Genomic DNA, 26,501 nt, shown 5'->3' with positions numbered 1-26,501 from the left:
CCTTGTTTTCAGACGCCTGCCTGATGCTCGGCGACGATCGCGCGCACCACGCCCTGCATCAGCAGCTGGCGCTCGTTGATCGGCCGCGGCGTATCGCCGATCATCACCGCCAGCGCATAGGAACGGCCGTCCGGCGCGGTGAGCAGCGCGACGTCGTTATAGCCCGCCGTGCGGCCGAACAGATCCTGCCCGGTGCCGGTCTTGTGGGCGAGCTGCCACCCCGGCGGCAGCGCGCCGCGCAGGCGATACTTGCCGGTGTGCGAGGCCTGCATCGTCGCGATCAGCCACTGCGTGGAGACGGGCGAGAGCAGTTCGCCGCGCTTCAGCCGGGCGAGCGCGCCGGCGATGGCGAGCGGCGCCGCGCCATCGGGCGGGTCGGCGACATAGGACTGGAAGGCGGCGACGCGGGTGGCGCGCGGCAGCTGGGCACGCGCGACGGCGAAGGTGTTGCCCATCGAATATTCGGGCTTCCAGGCGGGCAGCCCCGAGGTGCCGAGCTGGAGCAGCTTCTCGCCCGGGCCGAAGCGGATCGGCCCCAGCGCGTTGCGCGCGATGAACGAGCGCACCGCCGGCGGCCCGCCGACCAGCCGCAGCAGCTTGTCGTTGCAGGTATTGTCGCTCATCGTCAGCGCGCGGCGCAGGATTTCGCCCACGGTGCTGTGATAGCCTTGGTCGCCCTTGACCAGCGAGGCGACCGGCTGATGGAACAAGGTGAAATCGGCACGGGTGATGACCAGCGGATCCTCGAGCCGGATGCGGCCCTGATCGACCTGGTCGAGCACGGTCATCGCCACCCACAGCTTCGAGACGCTCTGCTGCGGCAGCTTGCGCGCGCCGCCTTGCGACGCGGTCCAGTTGCGGTCGACGCTGGTCACCGCGATGCCGACGACGCCCTCGAACCCATGGGCGAGATCGGCGAGGCGATTCACCAGCCCTGTCGGCGCGGGCACTTCGGGGCGCGGCGCGGCATGGGCGGGCGGGATCGGCAGCAGCACGCCGTAACTGGGGGCAGGCAGATAGGCGGCGAGTTCGGGACGTTCGTGCACCGCGCAGCCCAGCAGCACCGCCGGCCCTAGTCCCGCGACGGTCAGCGCACGCTCGACCTTGGAGAACCGCATTTTACGCACCGCAACCAACCTCTTGCCCACTCCCATCATGCGTCTGCACCGAAGATGGGCAAAGCGCGGGCTTCCCGCAATACGACGAACCGAGTCGAGGGAGCGACGAGATGTGCGGCCGCCCGCCGCGCGATCACGGCACCAGCACCGTATCCACCGCCTCCGCCAGCGTGTCCGGGTAATCGAGCGTATAGTGCAGGCCGCGACTTTCCTTGCGATGCAGCGCGGAGCGGACGATCAGGTCGGCGCTTTCGAGCAGATTGCGCAGTTCGATCAGATCCGGCGTAACGCGGAAATGGCCGTAATAGTCGGCGACTTCCTCGCGCAGCAGCTTGATGCGGTGCGCGGCGCGTTCCAGCCGCTTGGTCGACCGGACGATGCCGACATAGTTCCACATGAACCGGCGGATCTCGGTCCAGTTCTGCTTGATGACGACTTCCTCGTCGGAGTCTGTCACGCGGCTTTCGTCCCAGGGCCGGATCGCCGGCGGCGGCGCGAGATCGCCCCAATGCGCGCTGATGTGATTCGCCACCGCCTCGCCGAACACGAAGCACTCGAGCAGCGAGTTGGACGCCAGGCGATTGGCCCCGTGCAGGCCCGACTGGCTTACCTCGCCCGCCGCATAGAGGCCCGGCAGATCGGTGCGCCCGTCGCGATCGATCACCACGCCGCCACAGGTGTAATGCTGGGCGGGGACCACGGGAATCGGCTCCTTGGTCATGTCGATGTCGAGGTCGAGCAGCCGGTGGTAGATGGTCGGGAAATGGTGCTGGACGAATTCGGCACCCATGTGACTGATGTCGAGATGGACATAGTCGAGGCCGAGCCGCTTAATCTCATGGTCGATCGCCCGCGCCACGATGTCGCGCGGGGCCAGCTCCAGCCGGGGATCGAAATCGGGCATGAAGCGGTGGCCCGCTTCCTCGCCGGCATCGGGGGGCAGCAGCAGATGCCCGCCCTCGCCGCGCACCGCCTCGGTGATCAGGAAGTTCTTGACGTCGAGATTGTAGAGGCAGGTCGGGTGGAACTGCATCATCTCCATGTTCGAGATGCGGCAGCCCGCGCGCCACGCCATCGCAATGCCGTCGCCGGTCGCGCCGCGCGGGGCGGTGGAGAAGAGATAGGTGCGCCCCGCCCCGCCCGTCGCCAGCACCGTCGCGCGCGCGGTGAACAGCTCGACGCGGTTGGTCGCGCGGTTGAAGGCATAGACGCCCCAGACGTTGCCCGCGCCCGAATAGCGGAGTTCGTGCCGGCTGGTGGCGAGGTCGATCACCACCATGTCGGGCACCAGCGTGATGTTCGGATGCGCCTGCGCGGCGCGGAGCAAAGCGGTCTGCACGGCGAGGCCGGTGGCATCGTCGACATGGGCAATACGCCGATGGCTGTGGCCGCCCTCGCGGGTGAGGTGGAGCGCATTGCCCTCGGTGTTGAACGGCACGCCCAGTTTCACCAGCCGCTCGATCGCGGCGGGCGCGTTCTCGACCACCATCTCCACCGTCGCGCGGTCGTTGAGGCCGGCACCGGCGACCATCGTGTCCTCGATATGGCTTTCGAAGGTGTCGCCGTCTTCCAGCACCGCGGCGATGCCGCCCTGCGCCCAGGCGGTCGAGCCCTCGGCGAAGCCCCCCTTGGCCAGCACCGTCACCTTGAACCGGTCGGCCAGATGGAGCGCGGTGGTGAGCCCCGCCGCGCCGGAACCGAGGACCAGGACATCGCTTTGGTGGGTGGTGTCGGACAAAGAGGCACTCCTTTGCGGCGCTTTAAGCCCGCATGGGGCGGGTTCCGCAATCCCTACCCTTGGACCATAGGGGTTAGCGAAGAGGAGAGATGCATGCGGTTAGGCTGGTGGATCGGAGTGGCGGCGCTGTTCGGCAGCGGCTCGGCGCAGGCGGCGACATGCCGGCTTGGGCCAGCGGGGACGACGGTGCCGGTGGCGATCGAAGGCACCGGGCGCTCGATGCTGGTGCATGTGCCTGCCGGTCGCAGCGCCGCCCGGCTGCCTTTGGTGTTCGTGTTCCACGGCAGCACCGGCAAGGGCCGCGACATCCTCGCCCAGTCGAAGCTGGAGGCGACCGCGGACCGCCACGGCTTCCTTCTCGCCGCGCCCGATGGCGGCATCCCGGCGGAAGGCGGTTTTGTGTGGAACATCCCGGGCGTGCCGACGGTGACCGGCAAGGTTCCCGGACCGGCCGACGCCGACGACGTCGCCTTCGTGCAGACCGCGATCGACCAGCTGGCGACCAAGGGCTGCGTGGATCGCGCGCGCATCTACGCCACGGGCTATTCGGGCGGCGGGCGGATGACCTCCTGGCTCGGCTGCGTCGCGGCGGACCGCTTCGCCGCGATCGCGCCGGTGGTCGGCCTGCGCGCCGGCAATCCGCGCAAGGACCTGCCCCGCGTCCCCGATCCGGCGACCTGCACGCCCGCGCGTCCGATGCCGGTGCTGGCCTTCGCCGGCGACGCCGACACCACCAACCCGGTGCAGGGCGGCGGCGCGGGCTATTGGCAGTACACGATGCACACCGCGCTGGCCCGCTGGGCGGACCTGAACGGGTGCCGTGTTGGGCCGGTGGAGCGCGAAGTTTCGACCGACGTGAAGGAGGAACGATTCAGCCGCTGCTCGGGCGGCGCGGAGGTGGCCGGCCGGGTGAAGCACGGCGCCGGTCACGTCTGGGTGGCGGACAACGAGGCGATGTGGGGCTTCTTCGTGAAGCATCGGCAGTGAGCAAGCTTGACGTTCAGCGGGACGCCGAGCCGCACCTCGTTGCGGATATCTGGCTGTACGAAACCGCGAATGGCGGGAGGGCCGGCCCCGCCCTCCCGGGCTTCGGGTGCCTCCTGATCGTATCAAAGGAGCAACCGATATCCGGATGGGACTCGCTTCTCCTGCTGCGCGACCAACCGCTACATCCGGGCGAACGGCGACGGATCGGCTTTGCATTCCTCAGCCCCGAACAGGCGGTGCCAGCGCTTGCGGAGGCTGGACATTTCTACCTCTGGGATGGGCGCATCATCGGCGAAGGCTCAATAGCTGCTACCGACGCGAGCACCCTATGAAGACGAGACTTCTTCTTTGCGGCGTGCTGATCCTTCCCAGCGGTTGCGGCAGGGATTCGCTTTGCTCCTCGGAAACGTTGCATGTCGCTCGTGATCCGGGGAGCAATCGTATCGCCGTCACGTCTGTCAGAAACTGCGGCGCAACGTCCGATTACGCAACGGTAGTTAGCATTCGTCGCGCTAGTGACTCTCCAAGCGCAGCGATCGATGTCTTTGTTGCCGATAGCGACCATGGAGCCGCCGCTGATGCCGGCGGTGGGGCGGTCTGGACGAGCGTCGCCTGGGTCGCACCCGGCAAGCTATCCGTCGCCCGCGCTTCGAAAGCGCGCGTCTTCAAGCAGCTGTCTTCTGCAAAGGGAGCAAACATCACCTACAAGGCGAGTGATCCGCTTTCAGCGCCCGCAGTCGATTGAGCCCTACGCCGCCCGCGTCAGGTTCAGGAACACATCCTCCAGATCCGCCTCGCGCGTCGACACATCGACGATCCCCAGCCCCGCCGCCTGCACCGCGCCCAGCACTTCGCCGGCGTTCGCCTGATCCTTGCGATAGGTGATCACCAGCACCCGCTCGCCCTTCAGCTCCACCTTCTGGAAGCAGGCATTGTCCGGTGCCGCGGCGATGTCGCGGTCCACCGTCACCTCGACCACCTTTTCCTGCGCCATGCCGACCAGCTCGCGCGTGGGCTTGTTGGCGATCAGCTGGCCGTGGTTGATGATCGCGATGCGGTCGCACAGCTCCTCGGCTTCCTCCAGATAGTGCGTCGTCAGCACCACCGTGACGCCGCGCTGGTTGAGCTGCTTCACATAGGCCCAGAGCTGCTGGCGCAGTTCCACGTCGACGCCCGCGGTCGGCTCGTCGAGCACGATGATCGGCGGCGAATGGACCATTGCCTTGGCGACCATCAGCCGCCGCTTCATGCCGCCCGAAAGCGTGCGCGAATAGGCATGGGCCTTGTCTTCCAGATGCACCGCGCGGAGCAGCGCCATCGCATCGAACCTGTCCTTGGTCACGCCGTACAGCCCCGCCTGGATCTCCAGCGTCTCCTTGGGCGTGAAGAAGGGATCGAACAGGATCTCCTGGTTGACGATGCCGATGCTCGCCTTGGCATTGCGCGGGTGCGCATCGATGTCGAAGCCCCAGATCGAGACCTTGCCGTCGGTCTTGTTGACCAGCCCCGCCAGGATGTTGATCAGCGTCGACTTGCCGGCGCCATTGGGGCCGAGCAGGCCGAAGATCTGCCCGCGCGGCACCTCGAAGCTCACCCCGTCCAGCGCGCGCTTGCCGCCGGAATAGGTCTTGCAGAGAGTGTCGATCGCGATCGCAGCCTGGGTCATGGGGCGCAGCTTTAAGACCCTGCGCATCCGATTGCGAGCCCCCGCGCGCTTTGCTAAGGCGCGGGACATGATCGCCCCGCCCGAAGTCATCCGTACCGCCCACGCCCGCGTTGCCTGCGACGGCACCGGCCCCGGCCTGCCCGCAGCGCTCGGCCATCCGCGCGTCTATCTTCAGATCGACGAGAGCGGCTATGTCGATTGCGGCTATTGCGACCGCCGCTTCGTGCTGATCGGCGGCCCCGCCGACGGCGCCGACCAGAGCCAGCTGCCCGATCATCCGGCAGGCGCCAGCATCTGATCGTCGCGGGAGCGCGTGACTCTGCGCACGCGCCTCCTATATCGGGTGGATGAGCATTCCCACCGATCCCCGCGCCTTCCTCTATCGCGACGGGCTCGATCCCGACGCTGCCGTTCGCCTGACCGCCGATGCGCTGGGCCAGGCCGAGGATGGCGAGCTCTATCTGCAATATCGCAAGTCCGAAGCATTCGGCTTCGACGACGGCCGGCTGAAGACCGCCGCCTATGACACGCAGTCGGGCTTCGGCCTGCGCGCGGTCTCGGGCGAGACGACGGCGTTCGCGCACGCCAACGAGATCAGCGCCGCCGCGATCCGCCGCGCTGCCGAAACGATGGCGCTGATCGATCCGGCCAAGCAGGGCAAGGCGCCGCCGCCGCAGGGCAACAACCGCCACCTCTACACCGATGCGGATCCGCTCGACCTGGTGCCCTTCGCCGACAAGGTGAATTTGTGCCAGACGATCGACGCCGCCGCCCGCGCGCGCGATCCGCGGGTGAAGCAGGTGTCGGTGAGCCTCACCGGCCAGTGGAGCGTCGTGGAAGTGGTGCGCGCCGACGGCTTCGTCGCCACCGATGTGCGGCCGCTGGTGCGGCTCAACGTTTCCGTCGTGGTCGAGCAGAATGGCCGCCGCGAGACGGGCAGCTTCGGCACCGGCAGGCGGGTGGTCTATGACCGGCTGTTCCAGCCCGAGACCTGGAACCGTGCGATCGACGAGGCGCTGGCGCAGGCGGTGGTCAATCTCGATGCCGTTGCAGCGCCGGCAGGCGACATGACCGTGCTGTGCGGCCCCGGCTGGCCGGGCGTGCTGCTGCACGAGGCGGTGGGCCATGGCCTGGAGGGCGATTTCAATCGCAAGGGCACCAGCGCCTTTTCCGGCCGCATCGGCGAGCGCGTCGCGGCACCGGGCGTGACCGTGGTCGACGACGGCTCGATCCATGATCGCCGCGGCTCGCTCTCGATCGACGACGAAGGCACGCCGACGCGCGAGACGGTGCTGATCGAGGACGGCATCCTCAAGGGCTATATGCAGGACCGCCTCAACGCCCGGCTGATGGGCGTCGAGCCGACCGGCAACGGGCGTCGTGAGTCGTTCCAGCACGCGCCGATGCCGCGGATGACCAACACCTTCATGAAGGGCGGCAAGGACGATCCCGCCGAGCTGCTCACGCGCGTGAAGAAGGGCATCTATGCCAAGAGCTTCGGCGGCGGGCAGGTCGACATTGTCTCGGGCAAGTTCGTATTTTCGTGCACCGAGGCGTACCTCATCGAGAACGGCAAGCTCGGCGCCCCGATCAAGGGCGCGACGCTGATCGGCGACGGGCCGACCGTGCTCCACCGCGTGACCGGCATCGGCAACGACTTCGCGCTCGACGAGGGCATTGGCATGTGCGGCAAGGGGGGCCAGTCGGTCCCCGCCGGTGTCGGTCAGCCGACGCTGCTGGTGGAAGGACTGACGGTGGGCGGGACGGCGGCGTGATCAGCCGCTACCGGTAAGCACGTCGATCGCGCCGAGGATGCGGAAACGCTCCTCGGCCAGCGATCCGACCCGCTCGCGCAACTCGGCGGTGCGAATCGCGGCGGCGAATTCCGTCATCAGCACCCACGTCTCACCGTTCACGTCGAATTGCGGATGCAGTCGCGGCGTCGTCGGGGCGCTTTCGCCAGGCTTCGCGAGCGGAATGACGAAGCGCGTACCGATCGTTGCGAGACCATCGGCCTGGCAGTCGATCACCAGACCACCGCCCGCCAGTCGATGCACGTCGAATTGCGCCATCAGAACAGACGATAGCGCTCGAGCGGCAATCCATTCTCTTCGACCCAGCGGTTATGGGCTTCGGCCCATTCGCGATTCTCTTCCTGCCAACGCCGGTCGCGCTCTGCCTTGGCGGCGGCGCGGATTGCGGCTTCGCAGACCTGGGAGAGATTCAGGCCCACTTCACGCCCCGCAGCCACCACGCCCGTGTCGAGCGACAGGTTCACCGCCTTGCGCTTGCCGGACGCGATCGGATCGTGCTTCATGCGGATAAGCTATGCGCATGCCCCATGCGCGTCAATCATCGGAGGCCGGCATGGCACTCGTCGAACTCGGCCGGTTCAACCGGCAGGAAGCCTTCATCGTCCAGGGGCGGCTGGAGGATGAGGACATCCCCAGCTTCGTGTTCGACGCCGGCGCCAGCATCGCCGACGGCAGCTATCTGCTGATCCCGGTGCGGGTGATGGTCGACGACGAGGACCTCGCCGCCGCCCGTGCCATCGTCGACGCGGCGGGTGGCCCTACGCCGTAATCCCCTGGAGCAGCTTGGGCACGTCGCCGCTCTCGCCGCGCGCCTCGCCCATGAACCAGGACTTGAGCGGCGGGATCCGGTCCACCGCCGACAGGCCGAAGCGCCGCACCGCATTGGGCAGCGCGCCGGGGATGCCGAACAGCCGGGTGAGCCCGTCGGTTGCCAGCGAAACCATGAAGGTGTCGAGCCCACGCCAGCGCTGGTAGCGGGCGAGCAGCTCGGGATCGCCCATGTCGAGCCCCAGCCTTTTGCCGTCGACCAGCACCTCGACCAAGGTCGCCACGTCGCGGAAGCCGACATTGACGCCCTGCCCCGCGATCGGATGGATGCCGTGCGCCGCGTCGCCGACCAGCGCCAGCCGCTCGGCGGTGATCCAGGCGGCGTGGTGGAATCCCAGCGGATAGGAGGAGCGCGCCGACAGCGGCCCCAGCTTGCCGAGAAATCCGCCCATCTTCTTCTCGGCCTCGGCCAGATAGGCGCGGTCCGAGATCTTGTGCATCGCCGCCGCGTCGCGGGCATGGACGGTCCACACCACCGCCGAGCGATGGCCGTTTTCGTCGTCGAGCAGCGGCAAGATGGCGAACGGGCCCTGGGGGTAGAAGATCTCGAAGGCGATATTCTCGTGGCTGCGCTCGTGGCCCAGCGTCGCGATCATCGCGGCATGGTCATAGGTCCAGCGCGCGACCTTGAAGCCCGCCGAATCGCGGGTGGGCGAATTGCGTCCCTCCGCCGCGATCAGCAGCTGCGCACGCACCGTCGCGCCCGAATCGAGCGTCGCCACCACGCCGTGCGGGCCGCGTTCGACCGAGACTGCGCGCGTCTGCATCCGCACGTCTGCCAGCGGCGCCGCCTGCGCCGCCTCGAACAGCGCGGTGCGTAGCACGCGGTTCTCGAACATATGGCCGAGCGCGCCGTCATCGGCGTCCGGCGCGAAGTCGAGCTTGCCCGGCGCCAGCCCGTCGGAGACGCGGATGCCCTCGATCGGGCACCCCTTCCCCGCCAGCCGCCCGGCGACGCCGATCGCCTCGAACATCCGCATCGGCGCGCTCGCGATCGCCGAGGCGCGGCCGTCGAAGCTCGCGGCGAGGATGGTTTCCGGGTCCGCCGGATCGATCACGATCGAACTGATGCCATGCGCGTCGAGCGCAACCGCCAGCGCGCTGCCGACCAGCCCGCCGCCGAGGATGAGAATGTCCGCCTGGTCCATAAAGACCGCCCTAGCAGGTTCGCACGCCCCTGCCAGCCGTCAACAGGTGCAGGGCGGCGAACGGAGGGGCCCTGCCTTGACGCCGGACTCCGCAGGCGCGATGATTCCGAGAGTTTTCCTTGCAGATCCGGAGGCTGGACGATGGCGTCCCGCGCAGAGGCGCCGCATTGGCGCGACACGATGAAGGCGGGCGTCCGTCGCGGCGGATTCGTCCTGGCGGGCACGGCACTGTTCGTGCTGACGGTCGCGCTGGTGCTGGCGCTGGTCAGCTACCATGCCTCGGATCCGGCGCTGAACACCGCCGCTGGCGGCCCGGCGCGCAACTGGCTGGGCCCGGTGGGCGCCTGGATCGCCGACATTCTCTACACGCTGATCGGCCTGCCGGTGCTGCTGCTCGCCCCCGTCGGCTTGCTCTCCGCGCATCGGATGATGATTGACCGGCCGATCGAGCGCCCCCGCCGGATGATCGGCAGCGCGGCGGTTGCTGCCGCGCTGGCCGCGATCGGGCTCGGGCTGCTCCATTTCGACTGGTCGCTGCCGCTCGACTGGCGGCTGCCCGCCGGCATGGGCGGGCTGATCGGGCTGTCGATCGCCGGCGGCGTGGACTGGCTGATCGGGCTCGCCGGAGACCCCGCCGTGTCCTTCTGGGTCGGGCGCGGGATCGGGCTGCTGCTGCTGCTCGGCGGGTTGTGGCTATGGTGGATGCGGCTGGAGTTCAGCTCGCCGCTGCGCCTGTTCCGCATGCCACGCTTCACCCGCTCGACCGGTGAGGAACGCATTGTCACCGCCCCCGAAGGCACCGGCTTCCGCGCCCGGCCGCAGAGCGTGTCCGCCTTCGAGGCAGATCCCGATGACGACGACGACCTGCCCTTCGACCGCGATCCGCCCCGCGCCGCCGAGCCGCGCCGCGTGGTGATCCCGGACAACCGCCCCGGGCCAGTGATCGCCGACCGCACCATCTCCACCGCCCCCGCCCGCGCGAAGCCGCCGGTGCAGGCCGCGCTCGACTTCAAGGACAGCTACCAGCTGCCCCCGCTCGACCTGCTCACCCCGCCGCCCGCCAACCGCACCTCGACGGTCGACAAGGCCGCGCTGGAGCGCAACGCCCGGCTGCTCGAAAGCGTGCTCGAGGACTTCCATGTGAAGGGCGAGATTGTCGAGGTCCGCCCCGGCCCGGTCGTCACCATGTACGAGCTGGAGCCGGCAAGCGGCATCAAGGCCAGCCGTGTGATCCAGCTGGCCGACGACATCGCCCGCAACATGAGCGCGATCTCCGCCCGCGTCGCCACCATCCCCGGCCGCACCGTGATGGGCATCGAGCTGCCCAACGCCACTCGGGAAAGCGTGAGCCTGCACGAGCTGATCGGCAGCCAGCAGTTCGAGGAACAGGGCGCCACCCTGCCCGTGGTGCTCGGCAAGAACATCGCCGGCGAGCCGGTGATCGCGGATCTCGCGCCTATGCCGCATCTGCTCGTCGCCGGCACCACCGGCTCGGGCAAGTCGGTGGGGCTCAACTGCATGATCCTGTCGCTGCTCTATCGGCTCACGCCCGAGCAGTGCCGGCTGATCATGATCGATCCGAAGATGCTGGAACTCAGCATGTACAAGGACATCCCCCACCTGCTCGCCGACGTGGTGACCGATCCGCCCAAGGCGGTGCGCGCGCTCAAATGGGCGGTCGAGCAGATGGAGGATCGCTACCGGATGATGGCCTCGGTCAACGTCCGCAGTCTGGCGAGCTACAACGACAAGGTGCGCACCGCCAAGGCCAAGGGCCAGACGCTCGGCCGCAAGGTGCAGGTCGGCTATGATCCGGAGACCGGCAAGCCGATCTACGAGGAAGAGACGCTCGATCTGCAGGTGCTGCCGCTGATCGTCGTCATCGTCGACGAGCTGGCCGACCTGATGATGACCGCGGGCAAGGAAGTCGAATTCCTCATCCAGCGCCTCGCGCAGAAGGCGCGCGCGGCGGGCATCCACCTGATCATGGCGACGCAGCGCCCCTCGGTCGACGTCATCACCGGCGTGATCAAGGCGAACCTGCCGACCCGGATCAGCTTCCACGTCACCTCGAAAATCGATTCGCGTACCATCCTGGGCGAACAGGGCGCCGAGCAGCTGCTGGGCAAGGGCGACATGCTGTACATGTCCGGCGGCAAGGGCATCACCCGCGTCCACGGGCCCTTCGTCAGCGACGACGAGGTCCAGGCGGTCACCGATTTCTGGCGGGCGCAGGGCGCGCCGGATTACATCTCGGCGGTTACCGAGGAGCCCGAGGACGGCGGCTTCACCCTCGAGGGCGCGCCCGATGGCGAGGACAGCCCCGAGGAGCAGACCTATCGCCGCGCGGTGCAGCTGGTCGCAGAGAGCCAGAAGGCCTCGACCTCGTGGCTGCAGCGCCAGCTGCGCGTCGGCTACAACTCGGCGGCACGGCTGATCGAACGGATGGAGCGCGAGAATCTGGTGTCCAAGCCGGACCATGTCGGCCGGCGCGAGGTGTTGATGGATACCGAGGGGCGGCCGCTCTAAAGGCGGATCGAATCGCTGCGGTAATGGGTTCACGGCCCATTCAAGCCGCTGCGCTTATGCCGGCGATCTGCAATTCGGAGAAGAACCCCGTGTTTTCGCGCCCCTTGGCCCTTTCCATGCTCGCCGCGCCGCTGCTGGTGGCGGCGGCGCCCGCCCCCGCGCCCGAGCTCGCCCAGGTGCAGCAGCATCTGAAGGGCATTTCGACGATGACCGCCGATTTCACGCAGGAGGACCGCAACGGCCGGGTTGTGACCGGCGTGCTGACGCTGAAGCAACCCGGCAAGATCCGCTTTCAATATGAGAAAGGCGTGCCGCAACTGATCGTCGCCGACGGCAAGAGCCTGTATTTTATCGATTATCAGGTGCGCCAGGTGCAGCGCTGGCCCACCGGCAATTCGCCGCTGCGGGTGCTGCTGGATCCCGGCCGCGACATCAGCGGCTATGCGCAGGTGAAGCCAACCGCCGACTCGCGCGTGATCTCTGTCGAAATCCATGATCCGAAGCACCCGGAATACGGACGCATCACCATGGTGTTTCAGAAGGACGGCACGGCTCCGGCCGGGCTGAAGCTGCAGGGCTGGGTGGCGCTGGACGCGCAGAACAACCGCACCACGATCCGGCTGGCCAGCCAGCGCTTCAACGGGCCGGTGGCGGACTCGGCCTTTCGCTGGAACGACCCGCGGACCCAGGTCCGCACGCATTAATTTTCGTATAGCGCAATCGTTCATCCAAGCGACAGGTTTGCTCGTCTATCAGGGCAAGGCGGAAGGGGTTGCTGCCCGGGATTTTTCCCCCTGTTGCCCGGCTTCATGCCCCCTCCCCCTGCGTGACGAACGCTAGGTCGGCCCTCGCTCCATTGCCCCCGGAGCGGGGGCCTTTCCTTTTGGGCGGCCCATCCATGATATACTGGTACTTCGGCGCGGACTTGCTACATCGGCGCGCGTGAAGATCGCCTCCTGGAACATCAATTCCGTCCGCTTTCGCATCGCCATCGTCGAGCAGTTCCTGCGCGAGGAGGTGCCTGACATCCTGTGCCTGCAGGAGACCAAGGTGATCGACGGCGACTTCCCCGAAGCGCCGTTCCGCGACCTCGGCTATACCCACATCATCAAGCACGGCCAGCGGATGCACCACGGCGTGGCGATCATCGCCCGCGTGCCTGTGGCCGAGGACGATCGACTCGACTGGCAGGCCAACCAGGAAGCCCGCCATGTCGGCGTGCGGCTGCCGAACGGCGTGCGACTCGAGAATGTCTATGTTCCCGCCGGTGGCGACGTGCCCGACCGAGCGGTGAACCCGAAGTTCGGCCAGAAGCTCGATTTTGTGGCACGGATGACGGAATGGTCCGCCCAACTCGACGTGCCGACGATCCTGACCGGCGATTTCAACATCGCGCCGCTCGAATCGGACGTGTGGAGCCACAAGCAGCTGCTCGACGTGGTCAGCCATACGCCGATCGAGGTGGAGGCGCTGGGCCGCCTCCAGGCGGCGCATGGGTGGGTGGATCTCGGCCGCAAGTTCATCCCGGCACCGGCGCGCTGCTACACCTGGTGGAGCTACCGCGCGAAAGACTGGGCTGCCTCCGATCGCGGGCGGCGGCTCGACCATATGTGGGCCAGCCCCGAGATCGCCGAGAAGGCGGTGGCGCACAAGGTGTGCGAGCCGTGCCGCTCCTGGATCAAGCCCTCGGACCATGTACCGATCGTGACGGAGTTCGACTTTTGAGCAATCCGCGCGCCGCCGCCGAAGCCGTGGACGCACTGCGCCGCGGTTGGCCGATCGCCATTCGGGGCGTGGAAGGCACCCTCCGGCTGCTCGCGATCGAGACCGCCGACGGTGCGCGGCTGAGGGATTTCGACCCGGCCGGGGCTGCGCCGGTGCTGCTCTCGGCCGGCCGCGCGGCGACGCTGAAGCTGGCCAACCAGCGCGATGCGGCAACGCCGGACGCGCCGGTGCTCATCGAGCGGGTCGACTGGCTCGATTTCGACGCGGCGACCGCGCTCGCCGATCCGCAATTCGATCTCGCGACGCCGCTCAAGGGCCCCTTCCGCGCGATTCCGGTGGTGCAGGCCGACGCCGCGGCGGCGGCGCTGCGGCTGGCGCGGATCGCTGGGCTGCTCCCCGCCTTCTTCGTGCTGGAAGGCGATGCGGGGGACGCAATCACCCTCGCCGATATCGACGCACATGAGGATGCCGATCGCCTGCGGATCGTCGGTCGCGCGCGACTGCCGGTTGAAGCCGCCGAGGACGCCGAAATCGTGGCCTTCCGCACCGACGAGATGCCGGGCGAGCATATCGCGCTGCTGATCGGCCAGCCGAACGGCGAGGCGCCGCTGGTGCGGCTGCACAGCGAATGCCTGACCGGAGACATGCTCGGCAGTCTGAAATGCGATTGCGGACCGCAGCTGAAGGCCGCGATCGCGGAGATATCGAAGAGCGGCTGGGGCATCTTGCTCTATCTGCGCCAGGAAGGGCGCGGCATCGGCCTGATCAACAAGCTGCGCGCCTATGCGCTGCAGGACCAGGGCTTCGACACGGTCGACGCCAACACCCGGCTCGGCTTCGCGATCGACGCGCGCAACTTCCGGGTGGCGGCGCGGATGCTGAACCTGCTCGGCCAACCGCGCATCCGGCTGCTCACCAACAACCCGCAAAAGGTGGAGACGCTGCGCGCCGCCGGTGTCGACGTGCTGGAGCGCGTGCCGCACGTGCTGCCGGCGAACCCGCACAATGCGCGGTATCTGGCGACCAAGCGCGACCGGACCGGGCACGAGTTTTGAACTGACCGTGCTCCTGCGAAACAGGAGCACGGCAAGGCCGTCAGCCGATCAGCCGGGCGACCTCGTCGAAATCATGGGCGATGTGCTGCACGCCCAGCGCCTTGAGCCGCTCGCCGTGATCGGCCGCGCAGTGCGCGCCCGCACATAGCCCGATCACCGTCGCGCCCGAGGCGACGGCGCCCGTCACGCCAACCGGCGAATCCTCGAGGATCACGCAATCCTCGATCGGCACGCCCAGCGCGGCGGCAGCGTGGAGGTAGAGATCGGGTGCCGGCTTGCCGTTGGCAACATGCTCGCGGCCGCTGAACAGCTTGTCGCCGAACAGATCGCGGACGCCGAGATGGCGGAGATGCGTGTCGAGCCAGTGGCTTGGGCTCGACGAGGCGATCGCCTTGGGCAGATCCTTGGGCAGGCTCTCGAGGAAGCGCAGCGCACCGGCCACCGCCGGCAGCCCCTCCGCCAAGGCGCGGGCATCTTCCTCCGCACGGGCCTCATGGAAGCCCTCGGGGATCGCGCGGCCGATCCAGTTCTCGATCGCGGCGAGGAAATCATGTCCCGCCAGCCCCATGAAGTTCGCCATCGAATGTTCGGGCGTGGTCGGATGGCCGATGCTGGTCAGATAGTCGGCGATCTGCTTGTTGCCGGCATATTCGCTCTCCAGCAGCACCCCGTCGAAGTCAAAGATGAGGCCGGCGAAGCGCACAGGGATCGTGGTGGGCAGGCGAGTCATCTCGTTCATGCGCGGTCTCCGAACAGCGCCGTGCCGACGCGGATATGGGTGGCGCCGAGCGTCACCGCGGTTTCGTAGTCGCTCGACATGCCCATGCTGAGCCCGCCCAGCCCGTGGTCGCGCGCCAGCTTGGCGAGCAGCGCGAAATAGGGGGCGGCTTCCAGACCCGCAGGCGGCACGCACATCAGGCCGGCGACCGGCAGGCTGGCGGTCTTTGCCTCGCCGAGCAGCGCGGGCAGATCGGCAACCGGGCAGCCGCCCTTTTGCGGCTCGTCGCCGATATTGACCTGGAGGAAGCAGGCCGGGCGGCGATCCGTCTTGTCCATCGCCTTGGCCAGCGCCGCCACCAGCGACGGCCGGTCGACGCCGTGGATCGCGTCGAACAGGGCAACGGCTTCGTCTGCCTTGTTCGACTGGAGCTGGCCGACCAGGTGCAGTTCAATGCCGGAAGTTGTCTCGCGCAACTGCGGCCACTTGCCCTGTGCTTCCTGTACGCGGTTCTCGCCGAACACGCGCTGCCCGGCATCGATCAGCGGCTGGATCGTCGCGGCGTCGCGCGTCTTGGAAACGGCGATGAGGGTGATGTCGGCAGGCTGGCGGCCGGCGATCTTGGCGGCGCGGGCGATCGCGGTCTGCACCGCGGCGAGCCGCTGGCTGGCATCGTCTTGAAGCATGGGGCGGGCTATAGGCATGGTGATGCCGACCCGCCACCCCCCAATCCCGCGCCTGTGGCTGATGACCGACCCTCGCTTGGGCGACGGGCTATGGGATGCGCTGGAGCGGCTGCCGCGCGGCAGCGGCATCATCTTCCGTCATTATCAGCTGCCCCTGGACCAGCGACGCGCCCTGTTCGCGCGGATCGCGCAGGTAGCGCGGCGGCGCAGGCTGGTGCTGCTGCGCGCCGGGGCGCATCCGATGCGCGGCGAGGCGGGCACGCACGGCCGGCGCGGGCGCGGACTGACGACCTGGCCGGTGCACTCGCGGCGCGAAGCGGTGGCGGCGATCCGGGCGGGCGCGGACGCGCTGCTCGTTTCCCCCGCCTTTCCGACACGTTCGCACCCAGGCGCGGCGGCGCTAGGCCCGGTGCGATTCGGCCTGCTGGTGCGCGGGCTAGACAGGCCGGTGATCGCGCTTGGAGGAATGAACGCGGCGCGGGCGAAACGCCTGCAGCCGTTTGGAATTCGCGGATGGGCGGCGATCGACGCGTGGGCGCCGGCCTGAACCGATCAGAAGCGGAAGGCGGTGCCGATATAGATCGCCTGGCTGTCGCGGCGATTGTCGTTCGTCAGCTGCTGCAGGCGATCGCGCTCGCTCTTGTACCGAACGCCGGCCGTCAGCGCGAGGTTACGCGACACCGAATAGGATCCACCGAGATCGAGCGCATAGCTCGGCTTCTCGCCGATCAGCACGGGCGCCTGCACCAGCGGCCGATCGTCGATCGCCGCGATCCGGCCACTCACGCGCTTGCCGCTGTAGCTGACGCCAACTTCCTTGCGCTCGCGGCTGCCCGGCTGGTCGACGAGATCGACGCGCGTGACATCCCCGGACAGGGCGACACGGCGCCAACCTACCGAGACGCCCAGATTATAGGCGATCGGAGCGAGACTGACGGCGCTGGGCTTGGCGGCGGGGATCCGGCTGTCGACTTCGACCGCGCGCGTCGAGCGGGCGCGGACAGCGACCATCAGCGCACGATTTGAACCGGTACGCGAATCGGCCGGAGTGAAGCGGAAACCCGAATCGGCGAGGCCGCTGCGCGCGAGCACGGCAGCCAGCTTCGGATCGGCCGCGGCGGGCGTGAAACCACCGGCGCCATTCAGCGTCAGCGGCGTGGAACGAACGGCAGCCCTTGCCAGGCGGTCTCGTTCTTGCGCCTGAAGCGCCGGAGACACGGCGAGGCCGGCGACGCAAAGCGCCCCCACCCCAAGTCCCGTCATCCAGCGAACCAAACGCATCTGCATTCCTCTCTTATGGGTGCCCGTACCACGAAACGAAGCCGACGTTCCACCGGTGACAGCGATTTTCCGCCAAGTGTTGCAGCATACCCACAGATTCAAGCAGAAATCGTCCAACGGTGCCCGTCGCGTCGCGCCTTGCTCCCGCCACATCACACCCTATAGATGCTCGCACTCATTCCCTTGCCCGGTAGGAAGTACGACGTCCATGAACCGCCTGTTGCGCTTTGCGATCCTGGGGTCGCTCGCTGTTTCCGTCTCCGCCTGCGGTGGCAAGGGGCGCCCGCAAGCCGATCTGGCGGCGTCCAAGGTCACCACCATCGGCGTCAACGCTTATCTTTGGCGTGCCAGCCTCGACACGCTGAGCTTCATGCCGCTGCTCCAGACCGATTCGAACGGCGGCGTGATCGTCACCGACTGGTATGTGAACCCCAACGTCCCGACCGAACGGATGAAGGTGACGGTGACCGTGCTGGACCAGGATCTGCGCGCCGATGCGCTGCGGGTCGCGGCGCTGCGCGAAGTGAACCGCAACGGCGCCTGGGTCTCGGCCCCCGTGCAGGCAGCCACCGTCCAGAAGCTCGAGGACATCATCCTGACCCGCGCACGCGACCTGCGCCGCGCGGCCGTCGCGACCAACTAATCGGAATCCCATCATGGCGTCTCGCTTCAATCCCTTGAAGGCGGACGCGGCGTGGCAGAAGGCGTGGGAGGAAAACCGCACCTTCGCCGCCCGCGACGATTCGCCCAAGCCGAAGTCCTATGTGCTCGAGATGTTCCCCTATCCCTCGGGGCGCATCCATATGGGCCATGTGCGCAACTACACGATGGGCGACGTGCTGGCGCGCTTCCGCCGGATGAAGGGCATGGAAGTGCTCCATCCGATGGGCTGGGACGCCTTCGGCATGCCCGCCGAAAATGCCGCGATGGAAAAGAAGGTCCATCCCGGCGCCTGGACCCGCCAGAACATCGCGACGATGAAGGCGCAGCTCAAGCGCCTCGGCTTCGCGCTCGACTGGACGCGCGAGATCGCCACCTGCGAGCCCGACTATTACGGCCAGGAACAGGCGCTGTTCCTCGACCTGTACGAAGCCGGGCTGGTCTATCGCAAGGAAAGCGCGGTCAACTGGGACCCGGTCGACATGACCGTGCTCGCCAACGAGCAGGTGATCGACGGGCGCGGCTGGCGCTCGGGCGCGCTGGTCGAGCGGCGCAAGCTCAACCAGTGGTTCCTCAAGATCACCGATTTCGCCGACGACCTGCTCGAAGGGCTGAAGGGCCTCGAGCATTGGCCGGACAAGGTGAAGCTGATGCAGGAAAACTGGATCGGCAAGTCGGAAGGCCTGCAGTTCACCTGGAGCCTGTCCAACGGCGAAGGGCTGACCGTCTACACCACGCGGCCGGACACGATCTTCGGCGCGAGCTTCGTCGCGATCGCGGCGGACCACCCGATCGCGCAAGCGCTCGCCGCGGGCGACCCGCAAGTGCAGGCGTTCATCGAGCGCTGCAAGCAGGGCGGCACCACCGCGGCCGAGCTGGAGACGCAGGAAAAACTCGGCTGGAACACCGGGCTCACCGCGCAGCATCCGTTCGACGCGAGCTGGCAGGTGCCGGTCTATATCGCGAACTTCGTGCTGATGGACTATGGCACCGGCGCGGTGTTCGGCGTGCCGGCGCATGATCAGCGCGACTTCGAATTCGCGACCAAGTACGCGCTGCCGATCCGTCGCGTCGTCTCCGAAGGCGACAAGACCGCGCCTGCGTTCGACGGCACCGAGGCCTATACCGGCCCCGGCACGCTGGTGAACTCGCACTTCCTCGACGGTCTCGACGTGGTCGATGCCAAGCGCGAAGTGATCCGCCGCGCCGAGGAAGGCAATTGGGGCACCGGCAGCACCGTGTGGCGCCTGCGCGACTGGGGCGTCAGCCGCCAGCGCTATTGGGGCACCCCGATCCCGATCATCCATTGCGAGGATTGCGGCCCCGTCGGCGTGCCGAAGGAACAGCTGCCGGTCACGCTGCCCGAAGACGTGTCGTTCGACGTCCCCGGCAACCCGCTCGACCGCCACGCGACGTGGAAGCATGTCGATTGCCCGAAATGCGGCAAGCCCGCGCGGCGCGAGACCGACACGCTCGACACCTTCGTCGATTCGAGCTGGTATTTCCTGCGTTTCGCCAGCCAGCCGAGCGACCAGCCTTTCGACAAGGCGGTGGCAGAGCAGTGGCTGCCGGTCGGCCAGTATATCGGTGGCGTCGAGCATGCGATCCTGCACCTGCTCTACGCGCGCTTCTTCACCCGCGCGCTGCGCCATATCGGCCGCATCGACGTGGCCGAGCCGTTCGCGGGACTGTTCACCCAGGGCATGGTCACCCACGCCAGCTATTATCAGCTCGAAGAGCATGAGGGGCTGGAGCGGAAGGTCTATTTCGAGCCGTCCCAGGTCTCATTCCGCGCCGACGGATCGGCCTATCTGACCGACACCGGCGCCGAGGTCATCGTCGGCCGCGTCGAGAAGATGTCGAAGTCGAAGAAGAACACCGTCGATCCGACCGAGATCGTCGACCAGTATGGCGCCGACGCGACCCGCTGGTTCGTGCTCTCCGACAGCCCGCCCGAGCGCGACCTGGAGTGGAGCGAGAGCGGCATCGAAGGCGCCTGGCGCTTCGTCAACCGCTTGTGGCGCCTGTTCGACGGCCTGGAAGCCGCTGAGGGCGAGGACAAGGATCTCGACCGCAAGCTCCACCGCACCATCGCCGGTGTCGCCGAGGACATCGAGGCGCTGACCTTCAACAAGGCCGTCGCCAAGCTCTACGAGCTGACCGCGGCGATCGAGAAGGCCAAGCCCTCCGCCTCGCGCACCGCCGCGATCCGCACGCTGGTCCGCATCGTTGCGCCGATGGTCCCGCACATCGCCGAAGAGGCCTGGGCCGCGATGGGCGAGACCGGCATGATCGCCGACGCCGAATGGCCGGCGGTCGATCCGGCGCTGCTGATCGACGACGAAGTGACGATCGCGGTGCAGGTCAACGGCAAGCTGCGCGACACGCTGGTCATGCCGAAGGGCGCCGCCAAGGACGTCGTCGAGGCCGCGGCACTTGCGTCGGACAAGATCGTTCGGCTGCTCGAAGGCAACGCGCCGCGCAAGATCATCGTGGTGCCCGATCGATTGGTGAACATCGTCGCATGACAAAGGCCCCTGCCCTGCTCGCTCCCCTTGCCCTGGCGCTCTCCGCGTGCGGGCTGCATCCGATGTACCAGGGGGGCAGCGGAGGCACGGTCGCCTCGACGCTGGCGGCAGTGGAAGTCGCCCCGATCGAGGGCCAGTCCGGCTGGCTGGTGACGAACGCGCTGAAGGACCGGCTGGATAATCGCGGCACCGCCGCAGCCTATCGCCTTGAAGTGCGGCTCGACGACCGGATCATCGGGCTGGGCGTGCGGCGCGACGATTCGGTGTCGCGCGAGCGGCGGACGCTGCGCGCGCGCTACCAGTTGATCGACGTGCGGAACGGCCAGGTGGTGCTCGACGCCACCGCCGGATCGGATGCCGGCATCGACGTGGTCGGATCCGAATATGCGACGATCGCAGCCGAGAAGAGTGCGCTGGAGCGGCTTTCCGGCATCGTCGCAGACCAGATCGTAGCGCGCATCGCCCGCTATGTGCGCAATGGCGGCACCCCGCCGGCGCAATGAAGGCCAATGCGGGCCAAATCCGCGCGGCGGTAGAGGCGCCAAAGCCGGACATCCGGCTGTACCTGCTCCATGGCCCTGACGAGGCCGGCGCGGCCGATCTGGCGGCGCGGCTCGGCAAGGCGCTGGGCCCGGAGGCGGAGCGAATCGACATCGACATGAAGGCGCTGCGCGACCAGCCCGGGCTACTCGCCGACGAAGCTGCGTCACTCTCGCTGTTCGGCGGTGCGCGGTACATTCGCGTGCAGGGTATCGAGGAAGGCGCGGCCGAAGCAGTGGCGCTGCTGCTCGGCGCCGAGCGCGCGGGCAATCCGGTGGTGGCGATCGGCCCGAACCTGAAGACCAGCGGCAAGCTGGTGAAGGCGGCGATCGCCGCGCCCAGCGCCATGGCCTTCGCCTGCTATGTTCCCGAAGGCGCGGGCGCGGCGCAGCTGGCGGGCACGATTGCGCGCGAGCACGGGCTGCGCCTGACCGGCGACGTGCCGCATCGGATGGCGAGCGCCGCCAATGGCGACCGCGCAATCCTGACGCGCGAGATCGAGAAGCTGGCGCTGTTTCTCGACGCCGATCCCGAACATCCGCGCGACGCCGACGGTACGGCGCTGGACGCGATCGGCGCCGATCTGGGCGAAGGCGAGCTGTTCGGGGCGATCGAGGCGGTGCTCGACGGACGCGTGGCGGAAGTCGGCGAGGAACTGGCCAAGATGGGCGAAAGCGGCGGATCGGCGATCCCGCTGATGCGGCAGCTGGTCCGCCGATTGATGACGCTGGCCGAGTTGCGCGCCGAGATGGACCAGGGCGCCAGCGTCGACGACGCGATGGAGCGCCACCGCGTGTTCTTCAAGGAACGCCCCGCCACCGGCCGCGCGCTCCGCCGCTGGTCCGCCCCCCAGATCGCGCGGGCGATCGAACGGGTCAGGCTGGCCGAGCGTGCGATGATGCGCAGCGGCAGTGCCGGGGAATTGCTGGCCGAAGTGGAATGCGTCGCCATCGCCCGCGCCGCGGCACGGGCGAAGGGCTAGGGGCCTCAGCCCGCCTTGGCGAGGGCGTCGAACGCCTTCAGCCGGGCAAGCAACGCCGGCATTTCCGCGAGCGGCACCATGTTCGGGCCGTCGCTGGGCGCGGTGTCCGGCTTTTCATGGGTTTCGATGAACACCGCCGCGACGCCCACGGCGACAGCAGCGCGGGCGAGCGCCGGTACGAATTCGCGCTGACCACCCGAACTGGTGCCCTGCCCGCCCGGCTGCTGCACCGAATGGGTGGCATCGAACATCACCGGATAGCCGGTCTGCGCCATGATCGGCAGCGCGCGCATGTCACTGACCAGCGTGTTGTAGCCGAAACTGGCGCCGCGCTCGCACAGGATGATGTTCTCGTTGCCCGAGGACGCGAGCTTCTTCGCGACGTTCTTCATGTCCCAGGGCGCGAGGAACTGGCCCTTCTTGACGTTGATCGCACGGCCGGTCTGGGCGGCGGCGACGAGCAGGTCGGTCTGGCGGCAGAGAAAGGCGGGGATCTGGAGCACGTCGACTGCTTCCGCAACCGGCGCGCACTGGCCGGCATCGTGCACGTCGGTCAGCACCGGGCAGCCGAACTTCGCCTTCAGATCGGCGAAGACCTGGAGCGCCGCGCTCATGCCGATGCCGCGCGGCGCGTCGATCGAGGTGCGGTTCCCCTTGTCGAACGAGCTCTTGTAGATGAAGCCGATGCCGAGATCGGCGCAGAGATCGGTCAGCGCCTCGGCCATTTCGAAGGCGTGTTCGCGGCTTTCCATCGCACAGGGGCCTGCGACAAGCACGACCGGCTTGTCGTTGGCGATTTCAAGAGCACCGACCTTGACCGTCTTCATCTTCAAATCCTTCAAAACGCCCCGCATTCGGCGAGGATCGCATCCACGTCGCGACCGCGCGCCGCCTGCATCCGGATGCGTGCCTCGTTCGACAGCACGTTCCAGGCGGCTTCCTCGATCTCGGGCCACAGCGCCCGCGGGACCGCCACTATCCCATCCGCATCGGCAAATACCACATCGCCGTTGGCGATGGTGACGTCGCCCATAACAATCGGGCGGTTCATTGCCTTCAGCGTGCCTTCGTACTTGATGTCGTCGCAGGTCTGGCCGCGGGCATAGACGGGCAGCCCCAGCGTGCGCACATCGGCGGTATCGCGTGTCGCCCCGTCGATCACCGCGCCGACCGCGCCCGAGCGGATCGCGAGATTGGCGTTGAGATCGCCGAAATAGGCATATTCGGGCAGATCGGTGGCGACCATGATGACGTCGCCCGGCCGCACGAAGCGATAGGATTGCAGCGCGCCATAGATGCCGTTCCACGGCCCATCGGGCGAGCGATCCGGCCGCTCCGGCAGCGCGCCGAGCTGGACAGTCTTGGCGCGACCGAGGAACTTGCCGCCGCTGGTCGGGCGCAGCGCCTTGGGCAGGACGACGCGGTGGCCGCGCTCCTTGAGGATATCCGACAATACCGGCGAAGAGAGGTGCGGCAGCATCGCGCGGAAGCGCGTCACCTCCGCCTGGCGATAGCCTGCGGCGACCGTCTCTGCGATCACCAGATCATGATGGTGGTTGATGTCGATCTGTTCGATCGGATCGAGATCGAACAGGATCGGCCGGGTGCCGAAGCGGCGCGTGGCGGCGCCCTCGCCGGTGCGGCGGACGATGTAGAGGCTCATCGCCTCCACGATCGTTTCCGGCAGCTCGACACTGTTGGGAATGCGGCCGGTGCCATAGGCGGGGCCCTGCCCGGTCCAGCAATATTGCTTGGCGCGCGTGACCGCGACGAGGCTGTCCGCCTCCGGATCGGCAAGCAGGCGTTCGATCGCGCGGCCGATCGTCTCGGCGGTGACGAACGGCGCGGTGCAGAGCAGCTGGATCCAGATATCCGCATCGGGGCGCTGCGAACATTCCCAGGCGAACATGGCATGCCCGTCGGTGGCGTTGCTGGCCAGCTCGGCGGGGCGTTGCAGCCAGGTGACCGGCAGGTCGTCCGCAAGCGCTGCGATGCCCGCGCTTTCGGTGTCCAGGCACACTTCGGTGATCGCCGTGCAGTCGAGCGCCTGAACAAGCTTGCGCTTGAACAAGTGTTCGCCATCCAGAATGCGGGTGTTCTTGTCCGCCACCCGCTCACTGCTGCCCTTGGCAGGCACGAAGGCGACGATCTTCAGAGGCTTAGCCATTCAACATATCCTTGGCATGGACCATGCCGTGCAGACGTCCCTCACCGTCGACCACGGGCAGCACCAGAAATCCCCCTTCGCGCTCGCGCAGCATCAGCATCGCATCGCCGAGCGTGGCGGCGATATCGATCACCTGCGGATGCGGCTGCATCAGCGTAGCGGCGGGCGTATCGTACACGTCGCGGCGCGACTGAAAGTGGCGGCGGACATCGCCGTCGACCACCAGGCCGAGCAGCAGGCCGTCCCGATCGACGACGCAGGCAGCACCCATCCGCCGCATCGACATGACGGCGAGCAGATCGGCCACCGGCGCATCGGGCAGCACGGTCGGCAGATCGTCCCCAACGCGCATTAGCGTGCGCACCGGAATCGACTGGCGGCCGAGCAGGCCGGCGGGATGATGGCGCAGGAAATCCATGCGAGTGAAGCCGCGTGTCTGGCTGACCGCCACCGCCAACGCATCGCCGATCGCGAGTTGCAGCGTCGTGCTGGCGGTGGGCGCCATGCCGATATGATCGGCCTCGCCTGCGATCACCGCGGGAATGAGGATATCGACCGCGCGGCCGAGCGGCGAGTCGGGCCTGCCGACCACACCGATCAGCACGCATGCCCGCGCCTTGAGCAGCGGCAGGATGCGCAGAATCTCATCGGTGGTGCCGCTGTTCGAGAAGAGCAGCACGACATTGCCGTCCTGCACCGCGCCGAGATCACCATGCGCGGCCTCGCCGGCGTTGAGCGCGAAGGCGGGCGTGCCCAGGCTGGAAAAGGTGGCAGCGACCTTGGCGGCGATCAGGCCCGACTTGCCCATGCCGAGGCACGTCAGCGGGCTGGCATGGCCGGCAATCACCGCCACAGCGTCGCCGAGCGACGGCGGCAGCACCGCTTCGAACGCCTCGAGCGCGCGGCGTTCGGCGGCGATCACCTCGCCGGCCCAGGCGAGCGCCGGCGAGGCGGCCTCCCGCGTGCGCGCAACGGCACCGAGCTTCATGCCGCCACCTCCAGCGCGGGGTTGCGCACGTTGATGCGAGCGATCGCCGCATCCCAGCGGCCGGGATCGACCGGACGGAGCGCCCGATCGATGACCGTCGCGCCGGTAAGCGCCGGATCGGTGGGATAAAAGGCTTCGTTCGCGAGGTGGTAGGCGAACCAGCGGCGGGCAGCCGCGTCCTCTGCCCGAGCGGCCTTCCCGGTTGCCACCGCCTTCACGAACGCCGCCAGGTCGCCTCGATCGCGCAGCCAGTCGGCGCTGGCGAAACGCGAATGGCGCAGCATCGGCCGGCCGAATGCCGCCGCCAGCGCGAAGCTCTTCGAATCGTGGAGCAGCACGCCATCGACATGCCGCGCCAGCGCGGTGGTGGGCGATACATCGAAGATCGGATCTTCGACATAGACGACATCGTCCAGCGCAAGGACGTAATCGAGGAACGCGTCGCGCTCGACATGCAGCGCGTTGAGCGGATGATCGGTTACGAGAAGCGTGGCGCGGCCCTTCACCGCGGCCGCCGCCTGCGCAACAAGATCGCGATTGCTTGCGCCGCCGGGGCGGTGCTGGAGGTAGAAATTCTCCTCATGCTCATATTCGAGCGGAAGCAGCAGCGTGGGGCGACCCTCGTGCAAGCCCAGCGTGCGGTACACGTCCACGCGATCGAGACAGGCGGCCTGCCAATAAGCCTGCATGTCGGCCCAGGCCGGCGCGAACAGCGCCTCCAGCCGGGCCGCATCGCCGGGGGCCAACTCCGGCATCGCGCCATTGACGAACGGGCTGTCGGTGAAATGGACGGTGTTGGCTGCCGAGACGAGATCGAACGGCGTCGTCACCGCTTCCATGATGTAGCGCACCACGCCCGGGAAAGCGCGCGGCGTATCGAAGTCGGCGGTGCGGCACAGTACAAGATCGGGCGCCAACCCGCGAACATAGGCAATCAGCCCGTCGCGGTCGGCGGGAACGGTACGCAGGGTCGGGTGATCCTCGCCATCGACGATCGCCCATTGCACCGATGGCAGATCGGTGCAGCGGCGCAGTTCGTCCTCGCCCAGGCCGGTGTTGCGCCAGGGAGCGGGCGCGAGAACATGCACCTCCGCGACGCTGGCGACGCGCCGGAGGAGCGGCTCGACGATATGTTCGAACCACCAGGGCGTGACGACGGGCAGATAGAAGAGAATCCTCACGCGCGGGCGCCCGCCCGCGTCGATGTCGGCTTGCCGCCGGTACGTTGGATCTGCTCCGCCATGCCTACTCCGTTGCGCGGTGAAGGCACATTTTCGGCGCCCACCCGTACCTTATAGGAACAGCACGCACCGGCTGGCCGACGACGATAGGAAAAACTTGCC

Annotated in this window: 27 protein-coding genes; 14 read left to right on the top strand and 13 right to left on the bottom strand. The window is 67.8% G+C overall.

Features of this window, described 5'->3' with window-relative positions; genetic code table 11:
* Positions 1 to 8: 8 nt before the first annotated feature.
* Together ACNFJ7_RS12925 and nadB are read right to left on the bottom strand one after the other, a co-directional pair.
* Positions 9 to 1,118 carry a serine hydrolase gene (locus ACNFJ7_RS12925; protein WP_019369154.1) on the bottom strand — a complete coding sequence of 370 codons (1,110 nt, stop codon included), beginning with the start codon at positions 1,116 to 1,118 and terminating at the stop codon, positions 9 to 11.
* 133 nt (positions 1,119 to 1,251) lie between these two features.
* Complete coding sequence (gene nadB, locus ACNFJ7_RS12920; RefSeq protein ID WP_019369153.1) at positions 1,252 to 2,856, bottom strand: L-aspartate oxidase; 1,605 nt, start codon at positions 2,854 to 2,856, stop codon at positions 1,252 to 1,254.
* Between the two features lie 93 nt (positions 2,857 to 2,949).
* Here nadB and ACNFJ7_RS12915 point away from each other — a divergent pair, with 93 nt between their 5' ends.
* Positions 2,950 to 3,843 (top strand): alpha/beta hydrolase family esterase, encoded by an 894-nt coding sequence (locus ACNFJ7_RS12915; protein ID WP_026009080.1) that lies wholly within the window; start codon positions 2,950 to 2,952, stop codon positions 3,841 to 3,843.
* 328 nt (positions 3,844 to 4,171) lie between these two features.
* Entirely contained in the window at positions 4,172 to 4,588 is a 417-nt protein-coding gene (locus tag ACNFJ7_RS12910; RefSeq protein ID WP_152997766.1) for a hypothetical protein, read from the top strand.
* Between the two features lie 3 nt (positions 4,589 to 4,591).
* Here ACNFJ7_RS12910 and ACNFJ7_RS12905 read toward each other — a convergent pair whose 3' ends face one another.
* Positions 4,592 to 5,509, bottom strand: a complete 918-nt coding sequence (locus tag ACNFJ7_RS12905; RefSeq protein ID WP_019369150.1) for an ABC transporter ATP-binding protein — start codon at positions 5,507 to 5,509, stop codon at positions 4,592 to 4,594.
* Positions 5,510 to 5,576: 67 nt separating this feature from the next.
* On the opposite strand from ACNFJ7_RS12905, the gene ACNFJ7_RS12900 reads away from it, so the two are divergent.
* Positions 5,577 to 5,807 carry a zinc-finger domain-containing protein gene (locus tag ACNFJ7_RS12900; RefSeq protein ID WP_019369149.1) on the top strand — a complete coding sequence of 77 codons (231 nt, stop codon included), beginning with the start codon at positions 5,577 to 5,579 and terminating at the stop codon, positions 5,805 to 5,807.
* 49 nt (positions 5,808 to 5,856) lie between these two features.
* Entirely contained in the window at positions 5,857 to 7,284 is a 1,428-nt protein-coding gene (gene tldD, locus ACNFJ7_RS12895; RefSeq protein ID WP_019369148.1) for a metalloprotease TldD, read from the top strand.
* Here the strand turns inward: tldD and ACNFJ7_RS12890 are convergent, their stop codons facing one another.
* Entirely contained in the window at positions 7,285 to 7,581 is a 297-nt protein-coding gene (locus ACNFJ7_RS12890; RefSeq protein WP_019369147.1) for a CcdB family protein, read from the bottom strand.
* Positions 7,581 to 7,826 carry a type II toxin-antitoxin system CcdA family antitoxin gene (locus tag ACNFJ7_RS12885; RefSeq protein ID WP_010542665.1) on the bottom strand — a complete coding sequence of 82 codons (246 nt, stop codon included), beginning with the start codon at positions 7,824 to 7,826 and terminating at the stop codon, positions 7,581 to 7,583. The genes ACNFJ7_RS12890 and ACNFJ7_RS12885 overlap by 1 nt, the downstream gene beginning before the upstream one ends.
* 50 nt (positions 7,827 to 7,876) lie before the next feature.
* Between ACNFJ7_RS12885 and ACNFJ7_RS12880 the strand changes: the two genes are divergently transcribed.
* A complete protein-coding gene (locus tag ACNFJ7_RS12880) occupies positions 7,877 to 8,092 on the top strand; it encodes a DUF2007 domain-containing protein (protein WP_026009079.1) in 216 nt (71 codons plus the stop codon).
* Here the strand turns inward: ACNFJ7_RS12880 and ACNFJ7_RS12875 are convergent.
* Positions 8,082 to 9,299 carry a UbiH/UbiF/VisC/COQ6 family ubiquinone biosynthesis hydroxylase gene (locus ACNFJ7_RS12875; protein WP_019369145.1) on the bottom strand — a complete coding sequence of 406 codons (1,218 nt, stop codon included), beginning with the start codon at positions 9,297 to 9,299 and terminating at the stop codon, positions 8,082 to 8,084. The genes ACNFJ7_RS12880 and ACNFJ7_RS12875 overlap by 11 nt on opposite strands.
* Positions 9,300 to 9,440: 141 nt before the next feature.
* Here ACNFJ7_RS12875 and ACNFJ7_RS12870 point away from each other — a divergent pair, with 141 nt between their 5' ends.
* The 4 genes from ACNFJ7_RS12870 (at position 9,441) to ribA (ending at position 14,608) form a co-directional block, all read left to right on the top strand.
* Entirely contained in the window at positions 9,441 to 11,828 is a 2,388-nt protein-coding gene (locus ACNFJ7_RS12870; RefSeq protein WP_019369144.1) for a DNA translocase FtsK, read from the top strand.
* Between the two features lie 56 nt (positions 11,829 to 11,884).
* Positions 11,885 to 12,532 carry a LolA family protein gene (locus ACNFJ7_RS12865; RefSeq protein WP_019369143.1) on the top strand — a complete coding sequence of 216 codons (648 nt, stop codon included), beginning with the start codon at positions 11,885 to 11,887 and terminating at the stop codon, positions 12,530 to 12,532.
* 238 nt (positions 12,533 to 12,770) lie between these two features.
* Positions 12,771 to 13,553: an exodeoxyribonuclease III gene (locus ACNFJ7_RS12860; RefSeq protein ID WP_019369142.1), complete on the top strand. Its 783-nt coding sequence runs from the start codon at positions 12,771 to 12,773 to the stop codon at positions 13,551 to 13,553.
* On the top strand, positions 13,550 to 14,608 hold the full coding sequence (gene ribA / locus ACNFJ7_RS12855; protein WP_019369141.1) for a GTP cyclohydrolase II: 1,059 nt from the start codon (positions 13,550 to 13,552) through the stop codon (positions 14,606 to 14,608). Before ACNFJ7_RS12860 ends, ribA begins: the two co-directional genes overlap by 4 nt.
* A gap of 40 nt (positions 14,609 to 14,648) precedes the next feature.
* Here ribA and ACNFJ7_RS12850 read toward each other — a convergent pair whose 3' ends face one another.
* Both ACNFJ7_RS12850 and ACNFJ7_RS12845 read right to left on the bottom strand, forming a co-directional pair.
* Positions 14,649 to 15,347 carry an HAD family hydrolase gene (locus ACNFJ7_RS12850; RefSeq protein WP_019369140.1) on the bottom strand — a complete coding sequence of 233 codons (699 nt, stop codon included), beginning with the start codon at positions 15,345 to 15,347 and terminating at the stop codon, positions 14,649 to 14,651.
* Complete coding sequence (locus ACNFJ7_RS12845; protein ID WP_019369139.1) at positions 15,344 to 16,012, bottom strand: YggS family pyridoxal phosphate-dependent enzyme; 669 nt, start codon at positions 16,010 to 16,012, stop codon at positions 15,344 to 15,346. The genes ACNFJ7_RS12850 and ACNFJ7_RS12845 overlap by 4 nt, the downstream gene beginning before the upstream one ends.
* 16 nt (positions 16,013 to 16,028) lie before the next feature.
* Between ACNFJ7_RS12845 and ACNFJ7_RS12840 the strand changes: the two genes are divergently transcribed.
* The gene (locus ACNFJ7_RS12840) at positions 16,029 to 16,559 is read left to right on the top strand and encodes a thiamine phosphate synthase (protein ID WP_019369138.1); all 531 of its coding nucleotides are present in this window, start codon (positions 16,029 to 16,031) and stop codon (positions 16,557 to 16,559) included.
* 5 nt (positions 16,560 to 16,564) lie between these two features.
* Here ACNFJ7_RS12840 and ACNFJ7_RS12835 read toward each other — a convergent pair whose 3' ends face one another.
* The gene (locus ACNFJ7_RS12835; RefSeq protein ID WP_236704426.1) at positions 16,565 to 17,293 is read right to left on the bottom strand and encodes a hypothetical protein; all 729 of its coding nucleotides are present in this window, start codon (positions 17,291 to 17,293) and stop codon (positions 16,565 to 16,567) included.
* Between the two features lie 208 nt (positions 17,294 to 17,501).
* Here ACNFJ7_RS12835 and ACNFJ7_RS12830 point away from each other — a divergent pair, with 208 nt between their 5' ends.
* From ACNFJ7_RS12830 to holA, 4 genes are read left to right on the top strand one after another with little or no spacing between them, the layout of a single operon-like run.
* The gene (locus tag ACNFJ7_RS12830) at positions 17,502 to 17,936 is read left to right on the top strand and encodes a DUF3576 domain-containing protein (protein ID WP_019369136.1); all 435 of its coding nucleotides are present in this window, start codon (positions 17,502 to 17,504) and stop codon (positions 17,934 to 17,936) included.
* 13 nt (positions 17,937 to 17,949) lie between these two features.
* Complete coding sequence (gene leuS, locus ACNFJ7_RS12825) at positions 17,950 to 20,481, top strand: leucine--tRNA ligase (RefSeq protein WP_019369135.1); 2,532 nt, start codon at positions 17,950 to 17,952, stop codon at positions 20,479 to 20,481.
* The gene (gene lptE, locus ACNFJ7_RS12820; protein WP_026009075.1) at positions 20,478 to 20,984 is read left to right on the top strand and encodes an LPS assembly lipoprotein LptE; all 507 of its coding nucleotides are present in this window, start codon (positions 20,478 to 20,480) and stop codon (positions 20,982 to 20,984) included. The genes leuS and lptE overlap by 4 nt, the downstream gene beginning before the upstream one ends.
* On the top strand, positions 20,981 to 22,003 hold the full coding sequence (holA, locus tag ACNFJ7_RS12815) for a DNA polymerase III subunit delta (RefSeq protein WP_019369133.1): 1,023 nt from the start codon (positions 20,981 to 20,983) through the stop codon (positions 22,001 to 22,003). Before lptE ends, holA begins: the two co-directional genes overlap by 4 nt.
* Before the next feature lie 5 nt (positions 22,004 to 22,008).
* Here holA and kdsA read toward each other — a convergent pair whose 3' ends face one another.
* From kdsA to ACNFJ7_RS12795, 4 genes are read right to left on the bottom strand one after another with little or no spacing between them, the layout of a single operon-like run.
* On the bottom strand, positions 22,009 to 22,830 hold the full coding sequence (kdsA, locus tag ACNFJ7_RS12810) for a 3-deoxy-8-phosphooctulonate synthase (protein WP_026009074.1): 822 nt from the start codon (positions 22,828 to 22,830) through the stop codon (positions 22,009 to 22,011).
* Positions 22,831 to 22,841: 11 nt separating this feature from the next.
* Complete coding sequence (locus ACNFJ7_RS12805) at positions 22,842 to 24,170, bottom strand: cytidylyltransferase domain-containing protein (protein ID WP_019369131.1); 1,329 nt, start codon at positions 24,168 to 24,170, stop codon at positions 22,842 to 22,844.
* Positions 24,163 to 25,158 carry a KpsF/GutQ family sugar-phosphate isomerase gene (locus ACNFJ7_RS12800; protein WP_019369130.1) on the bottom strand — a complete coding sequence of 332 codons (996 nt, stop codon included), beginning with the start codon at positions 25,156 to 25,158 and terminating at the stop codon, positions 24,163 to 24,165. Before ACNFJ7_RS12800 ends, ACNFJ7_RS12805 begins: the two co-directional genes overlap by 8 nt.
* Positions 25,155 to 26,339, bottom strand: coding sequence for a hypothetical protein (locus tag ACNFJ7_RS12795; RefSeq protein ID WP_019369129.1), 1,185 nt, complete (start codon positions 26,337 to 26,339; stop codon positions 25,155 to 25,157). The genes ACNFJ7_RS12800 and ACNFJ7_RS12795 overlap by 4 nt, the downstream gene beginning before the upstream one ends.
* Positions 26,340 to 26,501: the final 162 nt, after the last annotated feature.

This window comes from Sphingomonas sp. HT-1 (assembly GCF_048568905.1).
In the GTDB taxonomy this organism is placed as follows: Bacteria; Pseudomonadota; Alphaproteobacteria; order Sphingomonadales; family Sphingomonadaceae; genus Sphingomonas.
Note: the sequence above shows the minus strand (reverse complement) of the source record. Positions and strands in the feature narration are given on the sequence as shown.

Excerpts from the sequence above, each read along its gene's own strand:
- ACNFJ7_RS12925 (WP_019369154.1), bottom strand. The coding sequence starts at position 1,118 with ATGCGGTTCTCCAAGGTCGAGCGTGCGCTGACCGTCGCGGGACTAGGG.
- ACNFJ7_RS12915 (WP_026009080.1), top strand. The coding sequence starts at position 2,950 with ATGCGGTTAGGCTGGTGGATCGGAGTGGCGGCGCTGTTCGGCAGCGGC.
- ACNFJ7_RS12910 (WP_152997766.1), top strand. The coding sequence starts at position 4,172 with ATGAAGACGAGACTTCTTCTTTGCGGCGTGCTGATCCTTCCCAGCGGT.
- ACNFJ7_RS12905 (WP_019369150.1), bottom strand. The coding sequence starts at position 5,509 with ATGACCCAGGCTGCGATCGCGATCGACACTCTCTGCAAGACCTATTCC.
- ACNFJ7_RS12900 (WP_019369149.1), top strand. The coding sequence starts at position 5,577 with ATGATCGCCCCGCCCGAAGTCATCCGTACCGCCCACGCCCGCGTTGCC.
- tldD (WP_019369148.1), top strand. The coding sequence starts at position 5,857 with ATGAGCATTCCCACCGATCCCCGCGCCTTCCTCTATCGCGACGGGCTC.
- ACNFJ7_RS12890 (WP_019369147.1), bottom strand. The coding sequence starts at position 7,581 with ATGGCGCAATTCGACGTGCATCGACTGGCGGGCGGTGGTCTGGTGATC.
- ACNFJ7_RS12885 (WP_010542665.1), bottom strand. The coding sequence starts at position 7,826 with ATGAAGCACGATCCGATCGCGTCCGGCAAGCGCAAGGCGGTGAACCTG.
- ACNFJ7_RS12880 (WP_026009079.1), top strand. The coding sequence starts at position 7,877 with ATGGCACTCGTCGAACTCGGCCGGTTCAACCGGCAGGAAGCCTTCATC.
- ACNFJ7_RS12875 (WP_019369145.1), bottom strand. The coding sequence starts at position 9,299 with ATGGACCAGGCGGACATTCTCATCCTCGGCGGCGGGCTGGTCGGCAGC.
- ACNFJ7_RS12870 (WP_019369144.1), top strand. The coding sequence starts at position 9,441 with ATGGCGTCCCGCGCAGAGGCGCCGCATTGGCGCGACACGATGAAGGCG.
- ACNFJ7_RS12865 (WP_019369143.1), top strand. The coding sequence starts at position 11,885 with ATGCCGGCGATCTGCAATTCGGAGAAGAACCCCGTGTTTTCGCGCCCC.
- ACNFJ7_RS12850 (WP_019369140.1), bottom strand. The coding sequence starts at position 15,347 with ATGAACGAGATGACTCGCCTGCCCACCACGATCCCTGTGCGCTTCGCC.
- ACNFJ7_RS12845 (WP_019369139.1), bottom strand. The coding sequence starts at position 16,012 with ATGCTTCAAGACGATGCCAGCCAGCGGCTCGCCGCGGTGCAGACCGCG.
- ACNFJ7_RS12840 (WP_019369138.1), top strand. The coding sequence starts at position 16,029 with ATGGTGATGCCGACCCGCCACCCCCCAATCCCGCGCCTGTGGCTGATG.
- ACNFJ7_RS12835 (WP_236704426.1), bottom strand. The coding sequence starts at position 17,293 with ATGCGTTTGGTTCGCTGGATGACGGGACTTGGGGTGGGGGCGCTTTGC.
- ACNFJ7_RS12830 (WP_019369136.1), top strand. The coding sequence starts at position 17,502 with ATGAACCGCCTGTTGCGCTTTGCGATCCTGGGGTCGCTCGCTGTTTCC.
- leuS (WP_019369135.1), top strand. The coding sequence starts at position 17,950 with ATGGCGTCTCGCTTCAATCCCTTGAAGGCGGACGCGGCGTGGCAGAAG.
- lptE (WP_026009075.1), top strand. The coding sequence starts at position 20,478 with ATGACAAAGGCCCCTGCCCTGCTCGCTCCCCTTGCCCTGGCGCTCTCC.
- holA (WP_019369133.1), top strand. The coding sequence starts at position 20,981 with ATGAAGGCCAATGCGGGCCAAATCCGCGCGGCGGTAGAGGCGCCAAAG.
- kdsA (WP_026009074.1), bottom strand. The coding sequence starts at position 22,830 with ATGAAGACGGTCAAGGTCGGTGCTCTTGAAATCGCCAACGACAAGCCG.
- ACNFJ7_RS12805 (WP_019369131.1), bottom strand. The coding sequence starts at position 24,170 with ATGGCTAAGCCTCTGAAGATCGTCGCCTTCGTGCCTGCCAAGGGCAGC.
- ACNFJ7_RS12800 (WP_019369130.1), bottom strand. The coding sequence starts at position 25,158 with ATGAAGCTCGGTGCCGTTGCGCGCACGCGGGAGGCCGCCTCGCCGGCG.